This is a genomic window from Methylocystis sp. sgz306128 (assembly GCF_056032725.1).
In genome coordinates this window covers 248,552-264,115 of the sequence record NZ_JBVYWO010000003.1, presented here as the reverse complement: position 1 = coordinate 264,115, position 15,564 = coordinate 248,552, and the positions used below count along the sequence as shown (strand labels likewise).

Below are 15,564 nucleotides of genomic sequence, written 5' to 3'. Positions count from 1 at the left end.
ACTGTCGGCGCGGTCTTTCCTGTCTTGACCTGAGCGCGCGATCCATTAAAGATGGCTCTATCCGAGGGGTGTCCTTTTTGGGCTGAGATGGCGTTAAGCCGGACCCTTTGAACCTGATCCGGGTCATGCCGGCGAAGGGACTGGATCGTTTGGCTGAAGGCTGAAATTTCCTTTCTCTCGCGCCGGAAAACCCGATAGCGAGGAAAATCATGACGAAATCTGTTTCCAATCCGTTGCTGGCGTCGCAGGATGCAGTCACAACCGGCCCTATTGAAGGCTCACGCAAGGTTTATGCGGCGAGTGCCGCTTACCCCGACATCAAGGTGCCATTCCGTGAAATCACCCTGAGCGATCCGAATGAACCGCCCGTCCGCGTCTATGATGCTTCCGGCGCCTATACGGAAACGGATGCCGCCATAGATCTGCGCGCCGGTTTGCGGCAGGTGCGGGGCGCGTGGATTGCGGCGCGCGGCTTCGACGTGATTGAAGGGCGCGCCGTACGCCCCGAGGACAACGGCGATCTGCCGGAAGACAAGCTGGTTGAGGCTTGCCCGGCCAAGCGCCCGATCTACCGCGGCCGCGAGGGCCAGATGGTCACGCAATATGAATTTGCCCGCGCCGGCATCATCACCCCTGAAATGATCTATGTCGCACAGCGCGAGAATCTTGCCCGCGAGTGCGCGCATGCGGAAGCAGCAGCGCGTCTCGCCGATGGCGAGAATTTTGGCGCGTCTATCCCCGATTTTGTCACGCCGGAATTTGTGCGCGAGGAAGTGGCGCGGGGGCGGGCGATCATTCCCGCCAATATCAACCATCCCGAACTGGAGCCAATGGCGATCGGCCGGAATTTTCTGGTCAAGGTCAATGCCAATATCGGCAATTCGGCAGTCACCTCCGGCGTGGCGGAAGAAGTCGAAAAGATGGTCTGGGCAACGCGCTGGGGCGCGGATACCGTGATGGATCTCTCCACGGGCCGCAACATCCACAATATCCGTTCCTGGATCATGCGCAATTCGCCGGTTCCGATCGGCACCGTGCCGATCTATCAGGCGCTGGAAAAGGTGGGCGGCGATCCTGTAAAGCTGACCTGGGAGGTGTTCAAGGACACGCTCATCGAGCAGGCAGAGCAGGGCGTCGATTATTTCACCATCCATGCCGGTGTGCGCCTCGCTTATGTGCCGCTGACGGCCCGGCGCGTGACCGGCATTGTCTCGCGCGGCGGTTCGATGATGGCGCGCTGGTGCCTTGCGCATCACCGCGAAAGCTTCCTCTATGAGCATTTTGACGAGATCTGCGACATCATGCGCCAGTATGACGTCTCCTTCTCGCTGGGCGACGGTCTGCGTCCCGGCTCGATCGCCGACGCCAATGACGCGGCCCAGTTCGCCGAGCTGGAAACTCTGGGCGAACTCACGCAGCGCGCATGGGCCAAGGGCTGTCAGGTGATGATCGAGGGGCCCGGCCATGTGCCGATGCACAAGATCAAGATCAATATGGAAAAGCAGCTTCGCGAATGTGGCGAAGCGCCGTTCTACACGCTCGGACCGTTAACGACGGATATTGCACCCGGCTATGATCATATCACCTCGGGTATCGGCGCGGCGATGATCGGCTGGTTTGGCTGCGCTATGCTCTGCTATGTCACGCCGAAGGAGCATCTCGGCCTGCCGGACCGCGACGACGTCAAGACCGGCGTCATCACCTATCGCATTGCCGCCCATGCCGCGGACCTTGCCAAGGGCCATCCGGCAGCACAGTTGCGCGACGATGCGCTGAGCCGCGCGCGCTTCGATTTCCGCTGGGAAGATCAGTTTAATCTTTCGCTCGATCCCGACACGGCGCGCGCCTTCCATGATGCAACCCTGCCGAAGGATGCGCATAAGGTGGCGCATTTCTGCTCGATGTGCGGACCCAAATTCTGTTCGATGAAAATCACGCAGGATCTGCGCAAGGAGGCGGAAGCCATGGCGGGAATGCAGGATAAATCGCGCGAATTTCTGGAGCAGGGCGGCGAGCTTTATGTGCCGGCTGCAGAATAAGGCCTGAGTGCCGTCACTTGCATCATTGACACGGCCGACGGGGAAAATGAGAGGCGGCGGTTGGGCAATTCCCGCGCCGCCGGCTTATTTGATCAGAGCGACAATTTCGCGAAAATGCGGGTGTTCCGCGCTGGTCAGCCATTCGAACAGCACCATTTCGGTGGTGACGATTTCCGCGCCATGCCTTTCCAGCCGGTTGAGCGCGGCGCTTTTGCTTTCAGACCGGCGCGAGCCGGTGGCATCACCGGCAATAAAGACGTGGCGGCCTGCGCTCATCAGGCCAATGGCCGTTTGCAGCACGCAGACATGCGCTTCACAACCGGCAATGATGATCTGGGCCTGCGGCGCAATCAGGTCAAGAAAGCCAGCCGTGCGCCCGGCATCGAATGTCATCTTGCCAAAGCACCGGTCCGGGGTGGCTTCAAGCTCGCTTATTGTCTGGCCCAATTTTAGCGGGTTTTGCTCGGTAAACAGCATCGGCACGTTAAGCAGGCGTGCCGCCTTGACCAGATGACCCGCATTGGCGATGACTTGCGGCCTATCGGAGATGGCCGGCATCAGGCGGGTTTGAAAGTCGATCATGAGCAGAAAGCTCTGCCCGGCATCCAAAATCCGCGTCATGACGGCTTTCCTCCGGCTCTTGTCTGGCCAAAACCTGTCTGGCTCTGCGCCATATTTTGCGCCTTGCTGCCTGTGAAGTCGAGATGGCGCATCAGGGCCCTGTCGCTTAACGCGCTTTTCCGGTTCGCTCGCCGCGTGTCAGCTTTCCAATTTACAACTTTTGAAATATTTTAACAAACAATACACTTATTAGTTGTATCAATCGATGTCGTGGAACGGTGATTTGCATTGATCCGTCAGCTTCCGGGGTGTGCCCCGGCTGGGTGTTGCAGGAACGGGTTTTTCGCTGACGGCGTGTTTGCCTTCAAGGCAGGTGCGGCGGCAGGAGATCACAAGGGGTTTGGGCAGATGAGCGATGGCGGATTTCACACTGTGTCAGAGAAGGGGAGCAGGCTTATGTCGGAAGGTGCTGATACAAAGGATCGCGTCGCGGCGCGTGAAATGATTTCATTTCTGGTCAAATCGCAGGAATTCTGCGTGGATGTTATGTCGGTGCGTGAAATCCGTGTCTGGACCCCGGCAACACCGCTGGCGCATTCGCCGAGCTTTGTCTCGGGCGTCATCAACCTGCGCGGAAAAGTTCTGCCGATCATCGATTTCGCTGCCAGATTGGGCTTCCAGCCGACGGAACCGACCAGCCGGCATGCTATTCTCGTAGCCCAGATCGGCAATCAGGCCGTGGGCCTGATGGTGGAAGGCGTTTCGGAAATTCTGACCGTGCGTAACGACATGATCCAGCCGACGCCGGATGTCGCCTCGCAGGTGGCCAATAATTACATCAGCGGCATTGTGGCGCTTGAGGGGCGGATGATCAGCCTCATCGCCCTTGACGCGATCATCGCATCAAACGAGTTCCAGCAGCTGGCGGCATGAATTCGTTCTGCCTGCATCCGCTGGCCGGGTGAGACGCGCACGCTCCAACATCACACTGTCTCACCCGGTTTTTTATTTTATATCTTGTTCAGGAATCCGGCAAAGCTCATCAGGCCTTCGGGCCAGGGGCCATGGCCGGATTCGGTATTGATATGACCCGATTCTCCGGCGTCGATCAGAGTGGCGTGCCAATGGCGCGCATGGGCTTCTGCAACATGAAATTCGCAGTAGGGATCGTTGCGGCTGGCCACCAGCACGGATCTGAAGGGCAGCGGATGCAGCGGAATGGGCGCGAAGTCATGCGCAACGCCGGGCAGGAGATCCGGCCGGTTCCAGTCTGACAGGGCCACCAGAAACGCCCCGGCCACCGGCTTTTTAAAATGCGGCACCGCATGCACTATGGCCGCCACGCCCAGCGAATGTCCCACCAGCACGACCGGCTTCGCTGCCTGATTGACGGCCTCGGTGATGGCCTCAACCCATAAGGCCCGTGAAGCATGGTTCCAGTTGGTCAGTTTGATCATCTGCGCCGTGGAGAGCTTGGCCAGCCACCGCGAAACCCAGTAATCCTGCGTGTGGTCGCCAAAGCCGGGAACAAGAATGATCGAAGATTCGGCAAGTTTCATTTTGGTGCTCTTGATAGACAGACGCTGCGCGCGGATGCACGAAACAGGGTTAAGCTTTTCTGGCTGCGGAACAGGCGGACGTCAATGCAAATCAGGCCAGTCCGGTCATGACCATCCCGCCAGTCTGGTCAGTAGGAGCCGCAATGCGCATGAGCGCGGCGCCCGCATTACCCGGCTTTTCTGAGGGATCGGAAATATTTCGTGGATACGCGGGTCAAGCCCGCGCATGCCGCATCTGGAAAAACGCTTGCGGAATCACACGCGCCATGCCCGGGCCTCATCCTGAGCCGGGAGGCTCAGGGTGAGGTTATTTCGGCAGGTTTGCGGCCTGTTCAGCCGAATACCCGTGCAAATATCGTATCGACATGCTTCAGGTGATAGCCGAGGTCGAACAGATCTTCGAGTTCCGACGGCGAGAGCGCTTTTGAAACGTCGGCATCGGCCTTGAGCAGCGAGAGAAAATCGCCTTCGCCGCGCCAGACCGGCATAGCGTTGCGCTGCACATATTTATAGGCGTCCTCGCGCGAAATGCCCTTCTGCGTCAGGGCCAGCAGCACGCGCTGGCTGTGAATCAGGCCGCCGAGACGATTGAGGTTCTTTTCCATGTTCTGCGGATAGACCAGCAATTTATCGATGACATTGGTAAGGCGATGGAGCGCAAAATCCAGCGTGACGGTTGCGTCCGGCCCGATCATGCGCTCGACGGACGAGTGCGAAATATCGCGTTCGTGCCACAGGGCGACATTTTCCAGCGCCGGGGTCACCATGCCGCGCACGAGGCGGGCCAGCCCGGTGAGGTTTTCGGTGAGCACGGGGTTGCGCTTGTGCGGCATGGCGGAGGAGCCTTTCTGCCCTTCCGAGAAATATTCCTCGGCTTCCAGCACTTCCGAGCGCTGCAGATGGCGCACTTCGGTGGCGAGGCGCTCGATGCAGCTGGCAACGACGCCCAGCGTGGCAAAGAACATGGCGTGGCGGTCGCGCGGAATAACCTGCGTGGAGACGGGCTCGACCGTCAGGCCCATTTTCGCCGCGACATGGGCCTCGACGCGCGGATCAATATTGGCAAACGTGCCCACCGCGCCGGAAATGGCGCAGGTTGAAATTTCGGCCTTGGCAGCAACAAGGCGGGCGCGGCAGCGGGAGAATTCCGCATAGGCCTGCGCCAGCTTCAGGCCGAAGGTCACCGGCTCGGCATGAATGCCGTGGCTGCGGCCGATTGTCGGCGTCATCTTATGTTCGAAAGCGCGGCGCTTGAGCGCGGCCAGCAGCGCATCGACATCGGCGATCAGAATGTCGGCGGCGCGCGAAAGCTGCACATTGAGGCAGGTGTCGAGCACATCCGATGAGGTCATGCCCTGATGGACGAAACGCGAATCCGGCCCGATGAATTCGGCCAGATGGGTGAGGAAGGCAATAACGTCATGTTTGGTGACACGTTCGATGTCGTCGATGCGCGCCACATCGAAGGTGACGTGTCCGGCTTTTTCCCAGATGTTTTTCGCCGAATCCTTCGGGATGACGCCGATTTCCGCCAGGGCATCGCAGGCGTGGGCCTCAATCTCGAACCAGATGCGGAAACGCGTCTGCGGCTCCCAGATGGCGACCATTTCAGGGCGGGAATAGCGGGGGATCATATTTCTGTCCTTTCATGTTCTCCACCTTCGAGACGGCCCTTCAGGCCTCCTCAGGATGAAGATCGCTGGTTTCAAACCCTCACCCTGAGGTTCTCGAAGGGTGAGTCACAATAATCACGCCACTATTCCGCGGGCCGACTCGGCAGCCTGACGGATCGCGGCGATTTTGCCGGCATAATGGGCAGGCCCGCCGGAAAATACCGCGGAACCAGCCACCAGATAATTGGCGCCTGCTGCCGCCACCGCACCCGCCGTTTCGGCGGTGATGCCGCCATCAACCTCGATATCGATGTCGCGGCCAGCAACCATGTCGCGTACGCGGCGCACCTTTTCGCACATTGGCGCTATGAACTTCTGCCCGCCGAAACCGGGGTTGACGGTCATCACCAGCACGAGATCGACAAGATCAAGCACATGGGCGATGGCGTCTTCGGATGTGCCGGGGTTGAGCGCGACGCCGGCGCGTTTGCCCAAAGCCCGCACAGCCTGCAGCGAGCGGTGCAGATGCGGGCCGGCCTCGGCATGAACAGTGATGATGTCGCCGCCAGCCCGGGCAAACGCCTCGAGATAAGGGTCTGCGGGCGAGATCATCAGATGCACGTCGAACGGCTTTTCGGTGTGCGGGCGCAAGGCTCTGACCACGTCCGGCCCGTAGGATATGTTCGGCACAAAATGGCCGTCCATAATATCGAGATGGACAAGATCGCCGCCCGCATTCATGGCGGCGCGCACTTCTGCGCCAAGCTGGGCGTAATCGGCGGCGAGAATGGAAGGAAGGATGGAGATTGGACGCATGGCAGGCGCATAGCATGGGTAGGCGGGATGAGTCGAGATCAAAGCATTGCTCTTATGCGGCTTTGCCTCTTGCCAGCATGCTGTCCGGCGTCGCAAACTTGCGCCGATGATCAGGGAGTCTCTCATGAAAGCGGATGTGGTTGTGCTCGGAGCAGGGATTGTCGGCGTTTCCGCCGCGCTGCATCTGCAAAAGAAGGGGCGCGAGGTGGTGCTTATTGACCGGCGCGGCACGGCTGGCGACGAGACGAGCTTCGGCAACGCCGGTCTTATCGAGCGCTCCAGTATTTTTCCCTATTCGTTTCCACGCGATCTGCGGATGCTGATCAGATATGCGTTCAACCGGACGGCCGAGGCCAATTATCATCTCTCCGCGCTGCCGGTGGTGCTGCCCTGGCTGGTGCGCTATGCGGCGCAATCCGGCCCTGCAGCGACGCTCAGGAGCGCCATGGCGGCGCTGCCGCTGATTGAGCGCTGCGTCAGCGAGCATGAGGCGCTGATGACGCAGGCCGGCGTGACTGATCTTTGCAAGAAGGTCGGCTGGATCAAAATGTTCCGCAACGAGGGCAGCTTTGCCAAGGGCTTGCGGGATGCCGAGAAGATCAAGCCTTACGGCATCAATTTTGATGTGCTCGACAGCGCGGGGCTGGCGCAGCGCGAGCCGCATCTGGAGACCGGACTGCTGGGCGCCATTCATTTCACTGACCCCGCCTTCGTGCCTGATCCCGGCGCGCTGGTCAAAGCCTATGCCGCCCTGTTCACGCAGATCGGCGGACGCTTTATGACCGGCGATGCCGCAACGCTGGCGCAGGTGGCCAAGGGTTGGCGTGTGACGACAGGGCAAGGTGTGCTTGAGGCCCGCGATGTGGTGGTGGCATTGGGGCCATGGTCGAATGACATATGCGACCGGCTGGGATATTCAATTCCACTGGGAATCAAGCGCGGCTATCACATGCATTATCAGCGTAAGGGCAATGCCGTGCTCAATCATTCGGTGCTGGATGTCGATAACGGCTATCTGCTGGCGCCGATGAACCGCGGCATCCGCCTCACCACCGGCGCCGAATTTGCCCGCCGCGATGCGCCCAAAACACCTGTCCAGCTCAGGAAGGTTGAGCCTCTGGCCCGCAGACTCTTTCCGCTTGCAGAGCGCCTCGATCTCGAGCCGTGGATGGGCGCGCGGCCCTGCCTGCCGGACATGCTGCCTGTCATCGGTCCGGCGCCAAGGCACAAGGGGCTGTGGCTCGATTTCGGCCATCAGCATCACGGCCTGACGCTGGGGCCCGTATCCGGGCGGCTGCTGGCCGAAATGATTACTGGCGAGGTGCCGTTCACCGATCCTGCTCCCTACCGGGCCGACCGGTTCTAGAGGCTTTGTTCAGGCGAAAGCAGTTCGAGCGCGCTCTGCCCTCGTCCTGAGCCCGCCGGAGCGTAGGCGTAAGGGGCAGCGTGCAAAATATCTCGTTTGAACCAGACCTTGTTTAGCCGAAAAGATCACGATAGGCGGGCGGCGTGCCGGAAAAGGGCAGGGCTGTGGCTTCGAATATGGCCCGGCTGATCGCCCGCGCCAGACAATCTGCGGCAAGCGCGCCGATTTCGGTCAGGTCGCGCAGATCCGGATTACGGGCATGAAGGCCGGTGCTGGCGGCAAAAATCACGTCGCCATCCAGCGCCGCATGGGCCGGACGCAGCGCATGGGCCATTCCGTCATGCGCCTGAACGGCCATGCGCTTGGCCTGCGGCTTGGTGAGCGGCGCATCGGTCGCGACAATGGCGATGGTGGTGTTGACGGGCGCGTCGCCCTTGAGGCGTATGTCGAGTGTCGCTTCCGGCAGGGCGGGCGGGAGGCCATGCCCGCCAAATTCCGCCGCGCGCTCAAAGGCGGCCGCCCAGAAATGGCGGCTGTTTCCCATTGTGGCCTGACCCAGAGCATTCACGGCGACCAGTGCGCCGATCCGGTAGCCCTGGCTGCTGATGCAGGAGGCAGAGCCAAGACCGCCCTTGAGATTGGCCGTGAGCGCGCCATAACCTGCCCCTGCCGTGCCCAGTGCAAAAAATCTGGCAGCCTTTTGGGTGGCTGTGTGGCCAAGTTCCCAATAGGGCGGCCGCGCGCCCCAGTTCTTGTTGCCGCCGTTGAGCAGGTCAAACAAGATCGCGCCGGGGACAATCGGCACGCGCATTGCCCCGACTGCAAAGCCGCGTCCCCATGCTGCGAGCTGCGCCATTGCACCGCCGCAGGCGTCCAGCCCAAAAGCCGAACCGCCGGAAAGAACCAGCGCATCTACGGCGCTCACGGTATATTCCGGCTCCAGCAGCGCAGTGTCGCGCACGCCGGGTGCGCCGCCATGAATGGCGATGGATGCGGTTGCCGGCTGCTCGAAGACAACCACGCTCACGCCCGAGGCGAGATCCGCGTTCTCGGCATTGCCCACCAACAGGCCGGGAACGTCGGTGATCAGATTTTGCATGTATCTTCCCCAAATCGGTGGGACAATCCGCTCACTTTCTCGCGAGCCGTTGCAACGAGCCTATGATTGGCCGGCAAAAATGATTAGACAAGCGTGAACTTCAACAAGGATTAGCTGTAATGACGGATGTTTCCTTGCCCGCAGCGGGCCTTGCCGGGTTGCTGTCTTTTCTGAGCCCCTGCGTGCTTCCGCTCGTGCCGCCCTATTTGTGTTTTCTCGCGGGCACGACCATGGAAGACCTGCTGACCGAATCACCGCAGGCGGCGCGGCGCGATGTTGCTCTGGCCGGTCTGTTGTTTGTTGCGGGCTTTGCCACGGTCTTTGTGACACTGGGCGCGACGGCATCCGTCTTTGGCGCGTTTGTGCGGTCCTACCAGCAGGAATTGTCGCTGCTGGCCGGCATTGCCATCATCGTGATGGGCCTGCATTTTCTGGGCGTCTGGCGCATCAGCCTGTTTTACCGGGAAGCGCGTGTGCATGTGCAGAAAGCCGGGCTCGGCAGCGCTTTCCTGATGGGACTGGCTTTCGCCTTTGGCTGGACGCCCTGCATCGGGCCGATCCTCGCCGCTATTCTCGCGGTTGCCTCGAGCGAGGACAGCGTCTCCAAGGGGGCGGTTCTGCTTGCGGTCTACTCGCTCGGGCTTGGCATACCCTTCATGCTGGCAGCCCTGATGATGGGGCCGTTCATGTCGTTCCTGCGCCGGTTCCGCCGCTATTTCGGCAAACTCGAAAAGGTGGTGGGGATTTTGCTTATCGGCACGGGGGTTGCCTTTCTCACCGGCTCGATCCAGAGCGTGTCCTTCTGGCTGCTGGAGCTTTTTCCCGGACTGGCCAAACTGGGTTAAAAAAAGCCCGCCGTTTCGGGCGGGCCTTTCCAAGGTTTGAATTACCGGAAATCTTACATTTCGCTGTAGGTGATCTTGCCGTCAGCGCCCTTCTTCCAGACATAGAGGACATAGTCCGGACGGGTGATGTCACCCTTCTTGTCGTAGGAGAGGTCGCCGATCACGGTCTTGAAAGACTTGCCGCTGTGAATGACGGCTGCAATCTTCTTAGGATCGAGAGACTTGGCCTGTTCGGCAGCCTCGGCAATGATCTGCACGCCTGCATAGCTGTAGAGCGTGTAGGCTTCAGGATTGAACTTCTTGGCTTCGAATTCCTTCACCACGGCTGCGGCTTCCGGACGCTTGCGCGGGTCCGGCGGGAAGGTCATCAGGGTGCCGATGACGCCGTCGCCGCCGATCTGGGCGAATTCATCCGAAGTGATGCCGTCGCCGGACATCATGACAGCCTTCACGCCCTGGTCGCGCATCTGGCGCACGATCAGGCCGCCTTCGGTCTGCAGGCCGCCCCAATAGACAATATCTGCGCCGGAAGCCTTGATCTTCGACACGACAGCCGAATAGTCCTTTTCGCCGACATTGATGCCTTCGTAGAGAACTTCCTTCACGCCATGCGCGTTGACATATTTCTTGGTTTCGTCGGCCAGACCCTTGCCATAGGTGGTCTTGTCATGGACGAAGGCAACTTTCTTGCCCTTCAGCTTGGTGACAATGTAGTCGCCGGCAACAGCGCCCTGCTGGTCGTCACGGCCGCAGGTGCGGAACACGTTCCACATGCCGCGCTCGGTGATCTGCGGGTTGGTTGCCGAAGGTGTGATCATAAGAACGCCGTTGTCCTGATACACTTCCGAAGCCGGCATGGTCACGCCGGAGTTGAAGTGACCGACAACAAGCTTCACGCCGTCACCAACGAACTTGTTTGCCACCGACACGCCCTGCTTGGGGTCGGAGACGTCGTCGCCCGAGACAACTTCAATCTTCTGACCAAGGATACCGCCCTTGGCATTGAGATCTTCAGCGGCTTGGTTCACGCCATTGGTCAGCTGTGCGCCAAATGCGGCATTCGCGCCCGTGATCGGACCGGCGACGCCAAGCTTCACCTGGGCATTGGCCGCCCCGGCGAAAGCCAGACCTGCGGCCAGAACAAGGCCGGACATCCAGACTTTTTTCATACCTGTACTCCCCTATTTTAACGGATCAGACCGGATCCGAACGGCAGGCAACTCCCGCCTTACACGAAATATTGCGTGTTTCGGGCTGCGAGTCACTTGAAAACGGACAGGCGCGCTGGGCTCCTATCCGAAAGTCTAATTTTAATCATTTGATTTGTTGGCCCAATTCAGCTTTCCGCTGGATTTGAACAGCCAGCTATATTGCGTCACCATCTGGTTTGCGCGCATCATGCGATAGCCGATGGAACTCGATATCAGCACAAGCACAAAAGAAATCAGATAGTTGGTGATGGAGAGCAGTTCCTGCCCCGCCAGCGCATAATGCAGGAAGCGCTCCGCGAAAGTCAGAATTACGGCGTAGACCGGCACGTTGACATAGGGCCGCCATGTCCGCGCAATCGCCCGCCCGGACGCGAACGCCATCGAAATGCCGATTATGATCACCACGATGTTGACAATGAGAATGAACAGCGGCGAGTTGCCGCTGCCCGTGAGCAGGTAGTCCATCAATGTCCCCCTTCGAGATAAGCGGCGCGCACTTCGGGGCGGGCAAGCAATTCCTGCCCTGTGCCGGACATCGTGATCATGCCGTTGACCATGACATAGCCGCGATGGGCCAGCTTGAGCGCGTGGAACGCATTCTGCTCGACCAGAAAAACGGTAAGGCCCTGCTTTTGATTGAGATCGCGGATGGCATCGAAAATCTGCTTGACGATGAGCGGCGCGAGGCCGAGCGAGGGTTCGTCGAGCATGAGCAGCCGCGGGCGGCTCATCAGCGCGCGCGCAATGGCCAGCATCTGCTGTTCGCCGCCTGATAAAGTGCCGCCACGCTGCGGCGCGCGCTCCTTGAGACGCGGGAACATGGCGAAGACGCGTTCGAGATCTTCGTCGAAATGGGCGAATTTGTTGATGGCCGCGCCCATCTGGAGGTTTTCATAGACGGTCATGCGCCCGAATATGCGGCGCCCTTCGGGAGATTGCGCGATCGAAAGCCGCGCAATCTCATGGCTCGGCAGACGGGTGATGTCCTTGCCGGAGAAGGTGATCATGCCCTCTCTGGCGCGCGGCGCGCCGAAGATGGTCATCATCAGTGTGGATTTGCCGGCGCCGTTCGCGCCAATCATGGTCACGATCTCACCTTCGTTGACATCGACATCGACGCCCTTCAGGGCCTGAATCTTGCCATAATAGGTGTGAACGCCGCGGATTTGCAGAAGAGGCGAGCCGGACATTAGCTTGTTTCTCCTGAAGCGAGAGTCATGCTGGCGGGGTTCATTTCGTCATCGGCAACGCCGAGATAGGCGGCGATGACCTTCGGATCGTTGCGCACTTCCGTCGGTGTGCCATCGGCGATCTTGGTCCCGTAATCCAGCACGATCACATGATCCGAAATTTCCATCACGACCGACATGTCGTGCTCGATGAGCAGGATCGACGTCTTGTGGTCCTGGCGGATTGCGCGCAGCAGCGCGTTGAGTTGCAGCGACTCCTTCGGGTTGAGGCCGGCGGCCGGTTCGTCAAGGCAGAGCAGCACGGGGTCGGTGCACATTGCGCGGGCAATCTCCAGACGGCGCTGGTCGCCATAGGGGAGTTCGCCGGCCGGATCATCCGCGCGGTCCGTGAGGTCGATCAGATTGAGCCAGAACTTGGCCTTTTCCACCGCCTGCGCCTCGCGGGCGCGGTAGCCGCCGATGCCCAGAATTCCGAGAACGGAGAAGCCCGAGGCCACCATCAGCGGATTATGCTGGGCGATGATCAGGTTTTCCAGCACGGTCATGCCCTGAAACAGGCGGATGTTCTGGAACGTGCGCGCCACCTTGGCTTTGTGAGCGATCCTGAAATCGGGCATTCTTTCCAGCAGAAAGATGTCGTCATCGCCGTAGGTGCCATGCTGATGGCCCGAAGCGGTCAGCGCAACGACGTCTTCCGGCTTGGCGATGCCGTGGCGGGCCAGCGCAAGCCGCCCCTCCGTCGGCTTGTAGAAGCCGGTGACGCAGTTGAAAACGGTGGTCTTGCCGGCGCCGTTCGGTCCAATCAGAGCCGTGATGTCGCCGCGGCCAACCGAAAAGGAGAGGTTGTTCACGGCCACAAGGCCGCCGAAGCGCATGGTCAGATGCTCGACGACGAGCAGGGGATTCGTTACGGAGAGCATTAGCCGTGGCCCTCCCCGACAAGAGAACCAGACACGGATTTCTTTTCCTTGAGGAAGAGGGATGGTTCACGCGACGAGATGATGCCGCGCGGTTTCCAGATCATCATGATCACCATGGCGGCGCCGAAGATCAGGCTGCGATATTGTGCCGGATCAAAATCCTGGCCGAAAATTTCCTTGAGCCAGTCCAGTTCGCGCAATATCTCCGTGCCGCCCACCAGAACCAGCGCAGCGATGGCAACGCCGATCTGCGAACCCATGCCGCCCAGAACCACGATGGCCAGAATGGTGGCGGATTCGATGAAAGTGAAGCTTTCCGGACTGACAAACCCCTGCCGGACGGCGAAGAACGAACCTGCAAATCCGCCAAACATCGCGCCGAGCGCGAAGGCGGTCAGCTTGGTGTTTGTGGTGTTTATGCCCAGCGAACGGCAGGCGATCTCATCCTCGCGAAGCGCTTCCCATGCGCGCCCCACAGGAAGCCGGCGCAGGCGCATGGTGACGAAATTCGTCAGCAGCGCAAGGCAGAGAATGAGATAGAACATGAAGATGATGCGGTGAATCGGCGAGAATTCTATGCCGAAAAAGCTGGAGAAGCTGTGATCATCGTCGGTGAAGGGCAGGCCGAAGAATGTGATTTTCGGAATGGAGCTGATGCCGGCATAGCCGTTGGAGAAATCCGTCCAGTTAACGAGCACCACACGGATGATCTCTCCGAAGGCGAGGGTGACGATGGCAAGATAGTCGCCGCGCAGGCGCAGCACCGGAAAGCCGAGGATGATCCCCCATGTGGCGGCCAGAATGCCGGACAAGGGCAGGCAGATCCAGAACGAGAGGCCGTAAGTTGTCGAGAGCAGCGCATAGGCATAGGCGCCGACTGCGTAGAAGGCGACATATCCGAGATCGAGAAGCCCCGCGAGACCGACAACGATGTTCAGCCCCCAGCCCAGCATGATGTAGATCATGATCTGGATGCCGTAATTGTTGATCCACTTCAGCGAGCCGGACGAGCCCAGAAAATAGAAGGTCACCAGCGGGAAGATGAACAGTACGATAAGGCCGACCGTGCTGATCCAGCGGCTGATGAATTTTGCCGTTTCGGAAGGGGCGGCCGTGGAGACGGCTTTTTCCGCCCTTGACCGCGACGATATCGCGATCATGACAAGGCGTCCGACGAAGACGATCAGGGCCGCCCATACCGACCATGACCAGCGCCCGGTCAGGATCAGTTTGTTGGAGACATCGACTTCTGTTTTCAGGGCCAGCATCGGGAATGAAAGTCCCAGCGTGATGAGGGCCGCCATGCCTGCGTCTTTAATCGCAGAACCCATATTGAACGGTTTGTGCGCGTTTGATGGAATAGATTTCGCCATGACTCAGACCTTTTCCACTTCCGGACGTCCGAGAAGACCCGATGGCATGAAAATCAGGGTGACGGCTAGGATCGAGAAGGCCGCGACATCCTTGTAGTCTGTCGAGAAATAGGCCGACCAGAAAACCTCGATAAGGCCGATCAGCAGCCCGCCGATAACCGCGCCGGGCAAGGAGCCGATGCCGCCCAGAACGGCAGCGGTGAAGGCCTTGACGCCGGGAACGAACCCGTCGGAGAAGCTGACGACGCCATAATACATCAGGTAAAGCACGCCGGCGACCGCCGCCAGAGCCGCACCGATGACGAAGGTCAGCGAGATGGTCTTGTCAACGTCTATGCCGAGCAGCGAGGCCATTTTACGGTCCTGCTCGCAGGCGCGCTGGGCGCGTCCAAGCGGCGTTTTCTGCACCAGATACCAGAATGCGGCCAGCAGAATCACCGTCGTTACCATGATGAGGATCTGCTTGTAGGACAGGTTTGCGGTGTAGACGTCGCCCTTCGTGATCTGGAAACCACCCTCGAACACACCGGGAATCGACTTGTTGCGCGGCCCTTGCACGACCTGCACGAAATTGGAGAGGAAGATCGACATGCCGATCGCCGAAATCAGCGGCGCGAGGCGGAACGATCCGCGCAGCGGCCGGTAGGCGACGCGCTCAATCGTCCAGTTCCATAATGAGGTCAGTATCATCGAGCCAAAAAGGGCGATCAGAAATGCCATCGCCGTGGACGACACGCCCAGAAGCTGGGTCAGAGCCATGAAAACGATGAGACCGATGAAAGATGAAAGCATGAACAAATCGCCGTGAGCGAAATTCACCATGCCGATGATGCCAAACACCATGGTATAACCAATGGCTATCAGCCCATAGATCGAACCGAGCGTGAGCCCGTTGATCAGCTGCTGCAGGAAAATATCCATGCGCCGCTTTAACTCCCCTGTTTACTGCACAGTTTCTGGCGACTTCTGGCG

The 15,564-nt window shown here is 59.7% G+C and carries 15 protein-coding genes and 1 riboswitch; of the genes, 4 read left to right on the top strand and 11 right to left on the bottom strand.

Annotation, left to right across the window (positions count from 1 at the left end):
• Window positions 1-54 precede the first annotated feature (54 nt).
• A riboswitch (TPP riboswitch) is annotated at window positions 55-158 on the top strand.
• A gap of 51 nt (window positions 159-209) precedes the next feature.
• A complete protein-coding gene (gene thiC / locus AC0N03_RS07360; RefSeq protein WP_474287994.1) occupies window positions 210-2,039 on the top strand; it encodes a phosphomethylpyrimidine synthase ThiC in 1,830 nt (609 codons plus the stop codon).
• A gap of 84 nt (window positions 2,040-2,123) precedes the next feature.
• Here thiC and AC0N03_RS07355 read toward each other — a convergent pair whose 3' ends face one another.
• A complete protein-coding gene (locus tag AC0N03_RS07355) occupies window positions 2,124-2,660 on the bottom strand; it encodes an isochorismatase family protein (protein ID WP_474287993.1) in 537 nt (178 codons plus the stop codon).
• A 396-nt stretch (window positions 2,661-3,056) separates the two neighbouring features.
• On the opposite strand from AC0N03_RS07355, the gene AC0N03_RS07350 reads away from it, so the two are divergent.
• Complete coding sequence (locus AC0N03_RS07350; RefSeq protein WP_474287992.1) at window positions 3,057-3,533, top strand: chemotaxis protein CheW; 477 nt, start codon at window positions 3,057-3,059, stop codon at window positions 3,531-3,533.
• Window positions 3,534-3,610: 77 nt separating this feature from the next.
• Here AC0N03_RS07350 and AC0N03_RS07345 read toward each other — a convergent pair whose 3' ends face one another.
• The 3 genes from AC0N03_RS07345 to rpe all read right to left on the bottom strand — a co-directional run bounded on the left by AC0N03_RS07345 (window position 3,611) and on the right by rpe (window position 6,588).
• Complete coding sequence (locus tag AC0N03_RS07345) at window positions 3,611-4,159, bottom strand: RBBP9/YdeN family alpha/beta hydrolase (RefSeq protein ID WP_474287991.1); 549 nt, start codon at window positions 4,157-4,159, stop codon at window positions 3,611-3,613.
• A 332-nt stretch (window positions 4,160-4,491) separates the two neighbouring features.
• Window positions 4,492-5,793: an adenylosuccinate lyase gene (gene purB, locus AC0N03_RS07340; protein WP_474287990.1), complete on the bottom strand. Its 1,302-nt coding sequence runs from the start codon at window positions 5,791-5,793 to the stop codon at window positions 4,492-4,494.
• Between the two features lie 114 nt (window positions 5,794-5,907).
• A complete protein-coding gene (gene rpe, locus AC0N03_RS07335) occupies window positions 5,908-6,588 on the bottom strand; it encodes a ribulose-phosphate 3-epimerase (protein ID WP_474287989.1) in 681 nt (226 codons plus the stop codon).
• A 124-nt stretch (window positions 6,589-6,712) separates the two neighbouring features.
• Between rpe and AC0N03_RS07330 the strand changes: the two genes are divergently transcribed.
• The gene (locus AC0N03_RS07330) at window positions 6,713-7,954 is read left to right on the top strand and encodes an NAD(P)/FAD-dependent oxidoreductase (protein ID WP_474287988.1); all 1,242 of its coding nucleotides are present in this window, start codon (window positions 6,713-6,715) and stop codon (window positions 7,952-7,954) included.
• Window positions 7,955-8,066: 112 nt separating this feature from the next.
• On the opposite strand, the gene AC0N03_RS07325 is transcribed toward AC0N03_RS07330, so the two are convergent.
• Window positions 8,067-9,053, bottom strand: a complete 987-nt coding sequence (locus AC0N03_RS07325; RefSeq protein ID WP_474287987.1) for a P1 family peptidase — start codon at window positions 9,051-9,053, stop codon at window positions 8,067-8,069.
• 119 nt (window positions 9,054-9,172) lie between these two features.
• On the opposite strand from AC0N03_RS07325, the gene AC0N03_RS07320 reads away from it, so the two are divergent.
• Window positions 9,173-9,898: a cytochrome c biogenesis CcdA family protein gene (locus tag AC0N03_RS07320; protein WP_474287986.1), complete on the top strand. Its 726-nt coding sequence runs from the start codon at window positions 9,173-9,175 to the stop codon at window positions 9,896-9,898.
• Window positions 9,899-9,951: 53 nt separating this feature from the next.
• Here AC0N03_RS07320 and AC0N03_RS07315 read toward each other — a convergent pair whose 3' ends face one another.
• The 6 genes from AC0N03_RS07315 to AC0N03_RS07290 form a co-directional block, all read right to left on the bottom strand.
• Window positions 9,952-11,067, bottom strand: coding sequence for a branched-chain amino acid ABC transporter substrate-binding protein (locus tag AC0N03_RS07315; protein ID WP_474287985.1), 1,116 nt, complete (start codon window positions 11,065-11,067; stop codon window positions 9,952-9,954).
• 141 nt (window positions 11,068-11,208) lie between these two features.
• Window positions 11,209-11,574: a DUF6867 family protein gene (locus AC0N03_RS07310; protein WP_474287984.1), complete on the bottom strand. Its 366-nt coding sequence runs from the start codon at window positions 11,572-11,574 to the stop codon at window positions 11,209-11,211.
• Window positions 11,574-12,299 carry an ABC transporter ATP-binding protein gene (locus tag AC0N03_RS07305; protein ID WP_474287983.1) on the bottom strand — a complete coding sequence of 242 codons (726 nt, stop codon included), beginning with the start codon at window positions 12,297-12,299 and terminating at the stop codon, window positions 11,574-11,576. Before AC0N03_RS07305 ends, AC0N03_RS07310 begins: the two co-directional genes overlap by 1 nt.
• A complete protein-coding gene (locus AC0N03_RS07300; RefSeq protein WP_474287982.1) occupies window positions 12,299-13,219 on the bottom strand; it encodes an ABC transporter ATP-binding protein in 921 nt (306 codons plus the stop codon). Before AC0N03_RS07300 ends, AC0N03_RS07305 begins: the two co-directional genes overlap by 1 nt.
• Window positions 13,219-14,592 carry a high-affinity branched-chain amino acid ABC transporter permease LivM gene (gene livM, locus AC0N03_RS07295; protein ID WP_474287981.1) on the bottom strand — a complete coding sequence of 458 codons (1,374 nt, stop codon included), beginning with the start codon at window positions 14,590-14,592 and terminating at the stop codon, window positions 13,219-13,221. Before livM ends, AC0N03_RS07300 begins: the two co-directional genes overlap by 1 nt.
• A 3-nt stretch (window positions 14,593-14,595) precedes the next feature.
• Window positions 14,596-15,513: an ABC transporter permease subunit gene (locus tag AC0N03_RS07290; protein WP_474287980.1), complete on the bottom strand. Its 918-nt coding sequence runs from the start codon at window positions 15,511-15,513 to the stop codon at window positions 14,596-14,598.
• Window positions 15,514-15,564 lie beyond the last annotated feature (51 nt).

Excerpts from the sequence above, each read along its gene's own strand:
- thiC (WP_474287994.1), top strand. The coding sequence starts at position 210 with ATGACGAAATCTGTTTCCAATCCGTTGCTGGCGTCGCAGGATGCAGTC.
- AC0N03_RS07355 (WP_474287993.1), bottom strand. The coding sequence starts at position 2,660 with ATGACGCGGATTTTGGATGCCGGGCAGAGCTTTCTGCTCATGATCGAC.
- AC0N03_RS07350 (WP_474287992.1), top strand. The coding sequence starts at position 3,057 with ATGTCGGAAGGTGCTGATACAAAGGATCGCGTCGCGGCGCGTGAAATG.
- AC0N03_RS07345 (WP_474287991.1), bottom strand. The coding sequence starts at position 4,159 with ATGAAACTTGCCGAATCTTCGATCATTCTTGTTCCCGGCTTTGGCGAC.
- purB (WP_474287990.1), bottom strand. The coding sequence starts at position 5,793 with ATGATCCCCCGCTATTCCCGCCCTGAAATGGTCGCCATCTGGGAGCCG.
- rpe (WP_474287989.1), bottom strand. The coding sequence starts at position 6,588 with ATGCGTCCAATCTCCATCCTTCCTTCCATTCTCGCCGCCGATTACGCC.
- AC0N03_RS07330 (WP_474287988.1), top strand. The coding sequence starts at position 6,713 with ATGAAAGCGGATGTGGTTGTGCTCGGAGCAGGGATTGTCGGCGTTTCC.
- AC0N03_RS07325 (WP_474287987.1), bottom strand. The coding sequence starts at position 9,053 with ATGCAAAATCTGATCACCGACGTTCCCGGCCTGTTGGTGGGCAATGCC.
- AC0N03_RS07320 (WP_474287986.1), top strand. The coding sequence starts at position 9,173 with ATGACGGATGTTTCCTTGCCCGCAGCGGGCCTTGCCGGGTTGCTGTCT.
- AC0N03_RS07315 (WP_474287985.1), bottom strand. The coding sequence starts at position 11,067 with ATGAAAAAAGTCTGGATGTCCGGCCTTGTTCTGGCCGCAGGTCTGGCT.
- AC0N03_RS07310 (WP_474287984.1), bottom strand. The coding sequence starts at position 11,574 with ATGGACTACCTGCTCACGGGCAGCGGCAACTCGCCGCTGTTCATTCTC.
- AC0N03_RS07305 (WP_474287983.1), bottom strand. The coding sequence starts at position 12,299 with ATGTCCGGCTCGCCTCTTCTGCAAATCCGCGGCGTTCACACCTATTAT.
- AC0N03_RS07300 (WP_474287982.1), bottom strand. The coding sequence starts at position 13,219 with ATGCTCTCCGTAACGAATCCCCTGCTCGTCGTCGAGCATCTGACCATG.
- livM (WP_474287981.1), bottom strand. The coding sequence starts at position 14,592 with ATGGCGAAATCTATTCCATCAAACGCGCACAAACCGTTCAATATGGGT.
- AC0N03_RS07290 (WP_474287980.1), bottom strand. The coding sequence starts at position 15,513 with ATGGATATTTTCCTGCAGCAGCTGATCAACGGGCTCACGCTCGGTTCG.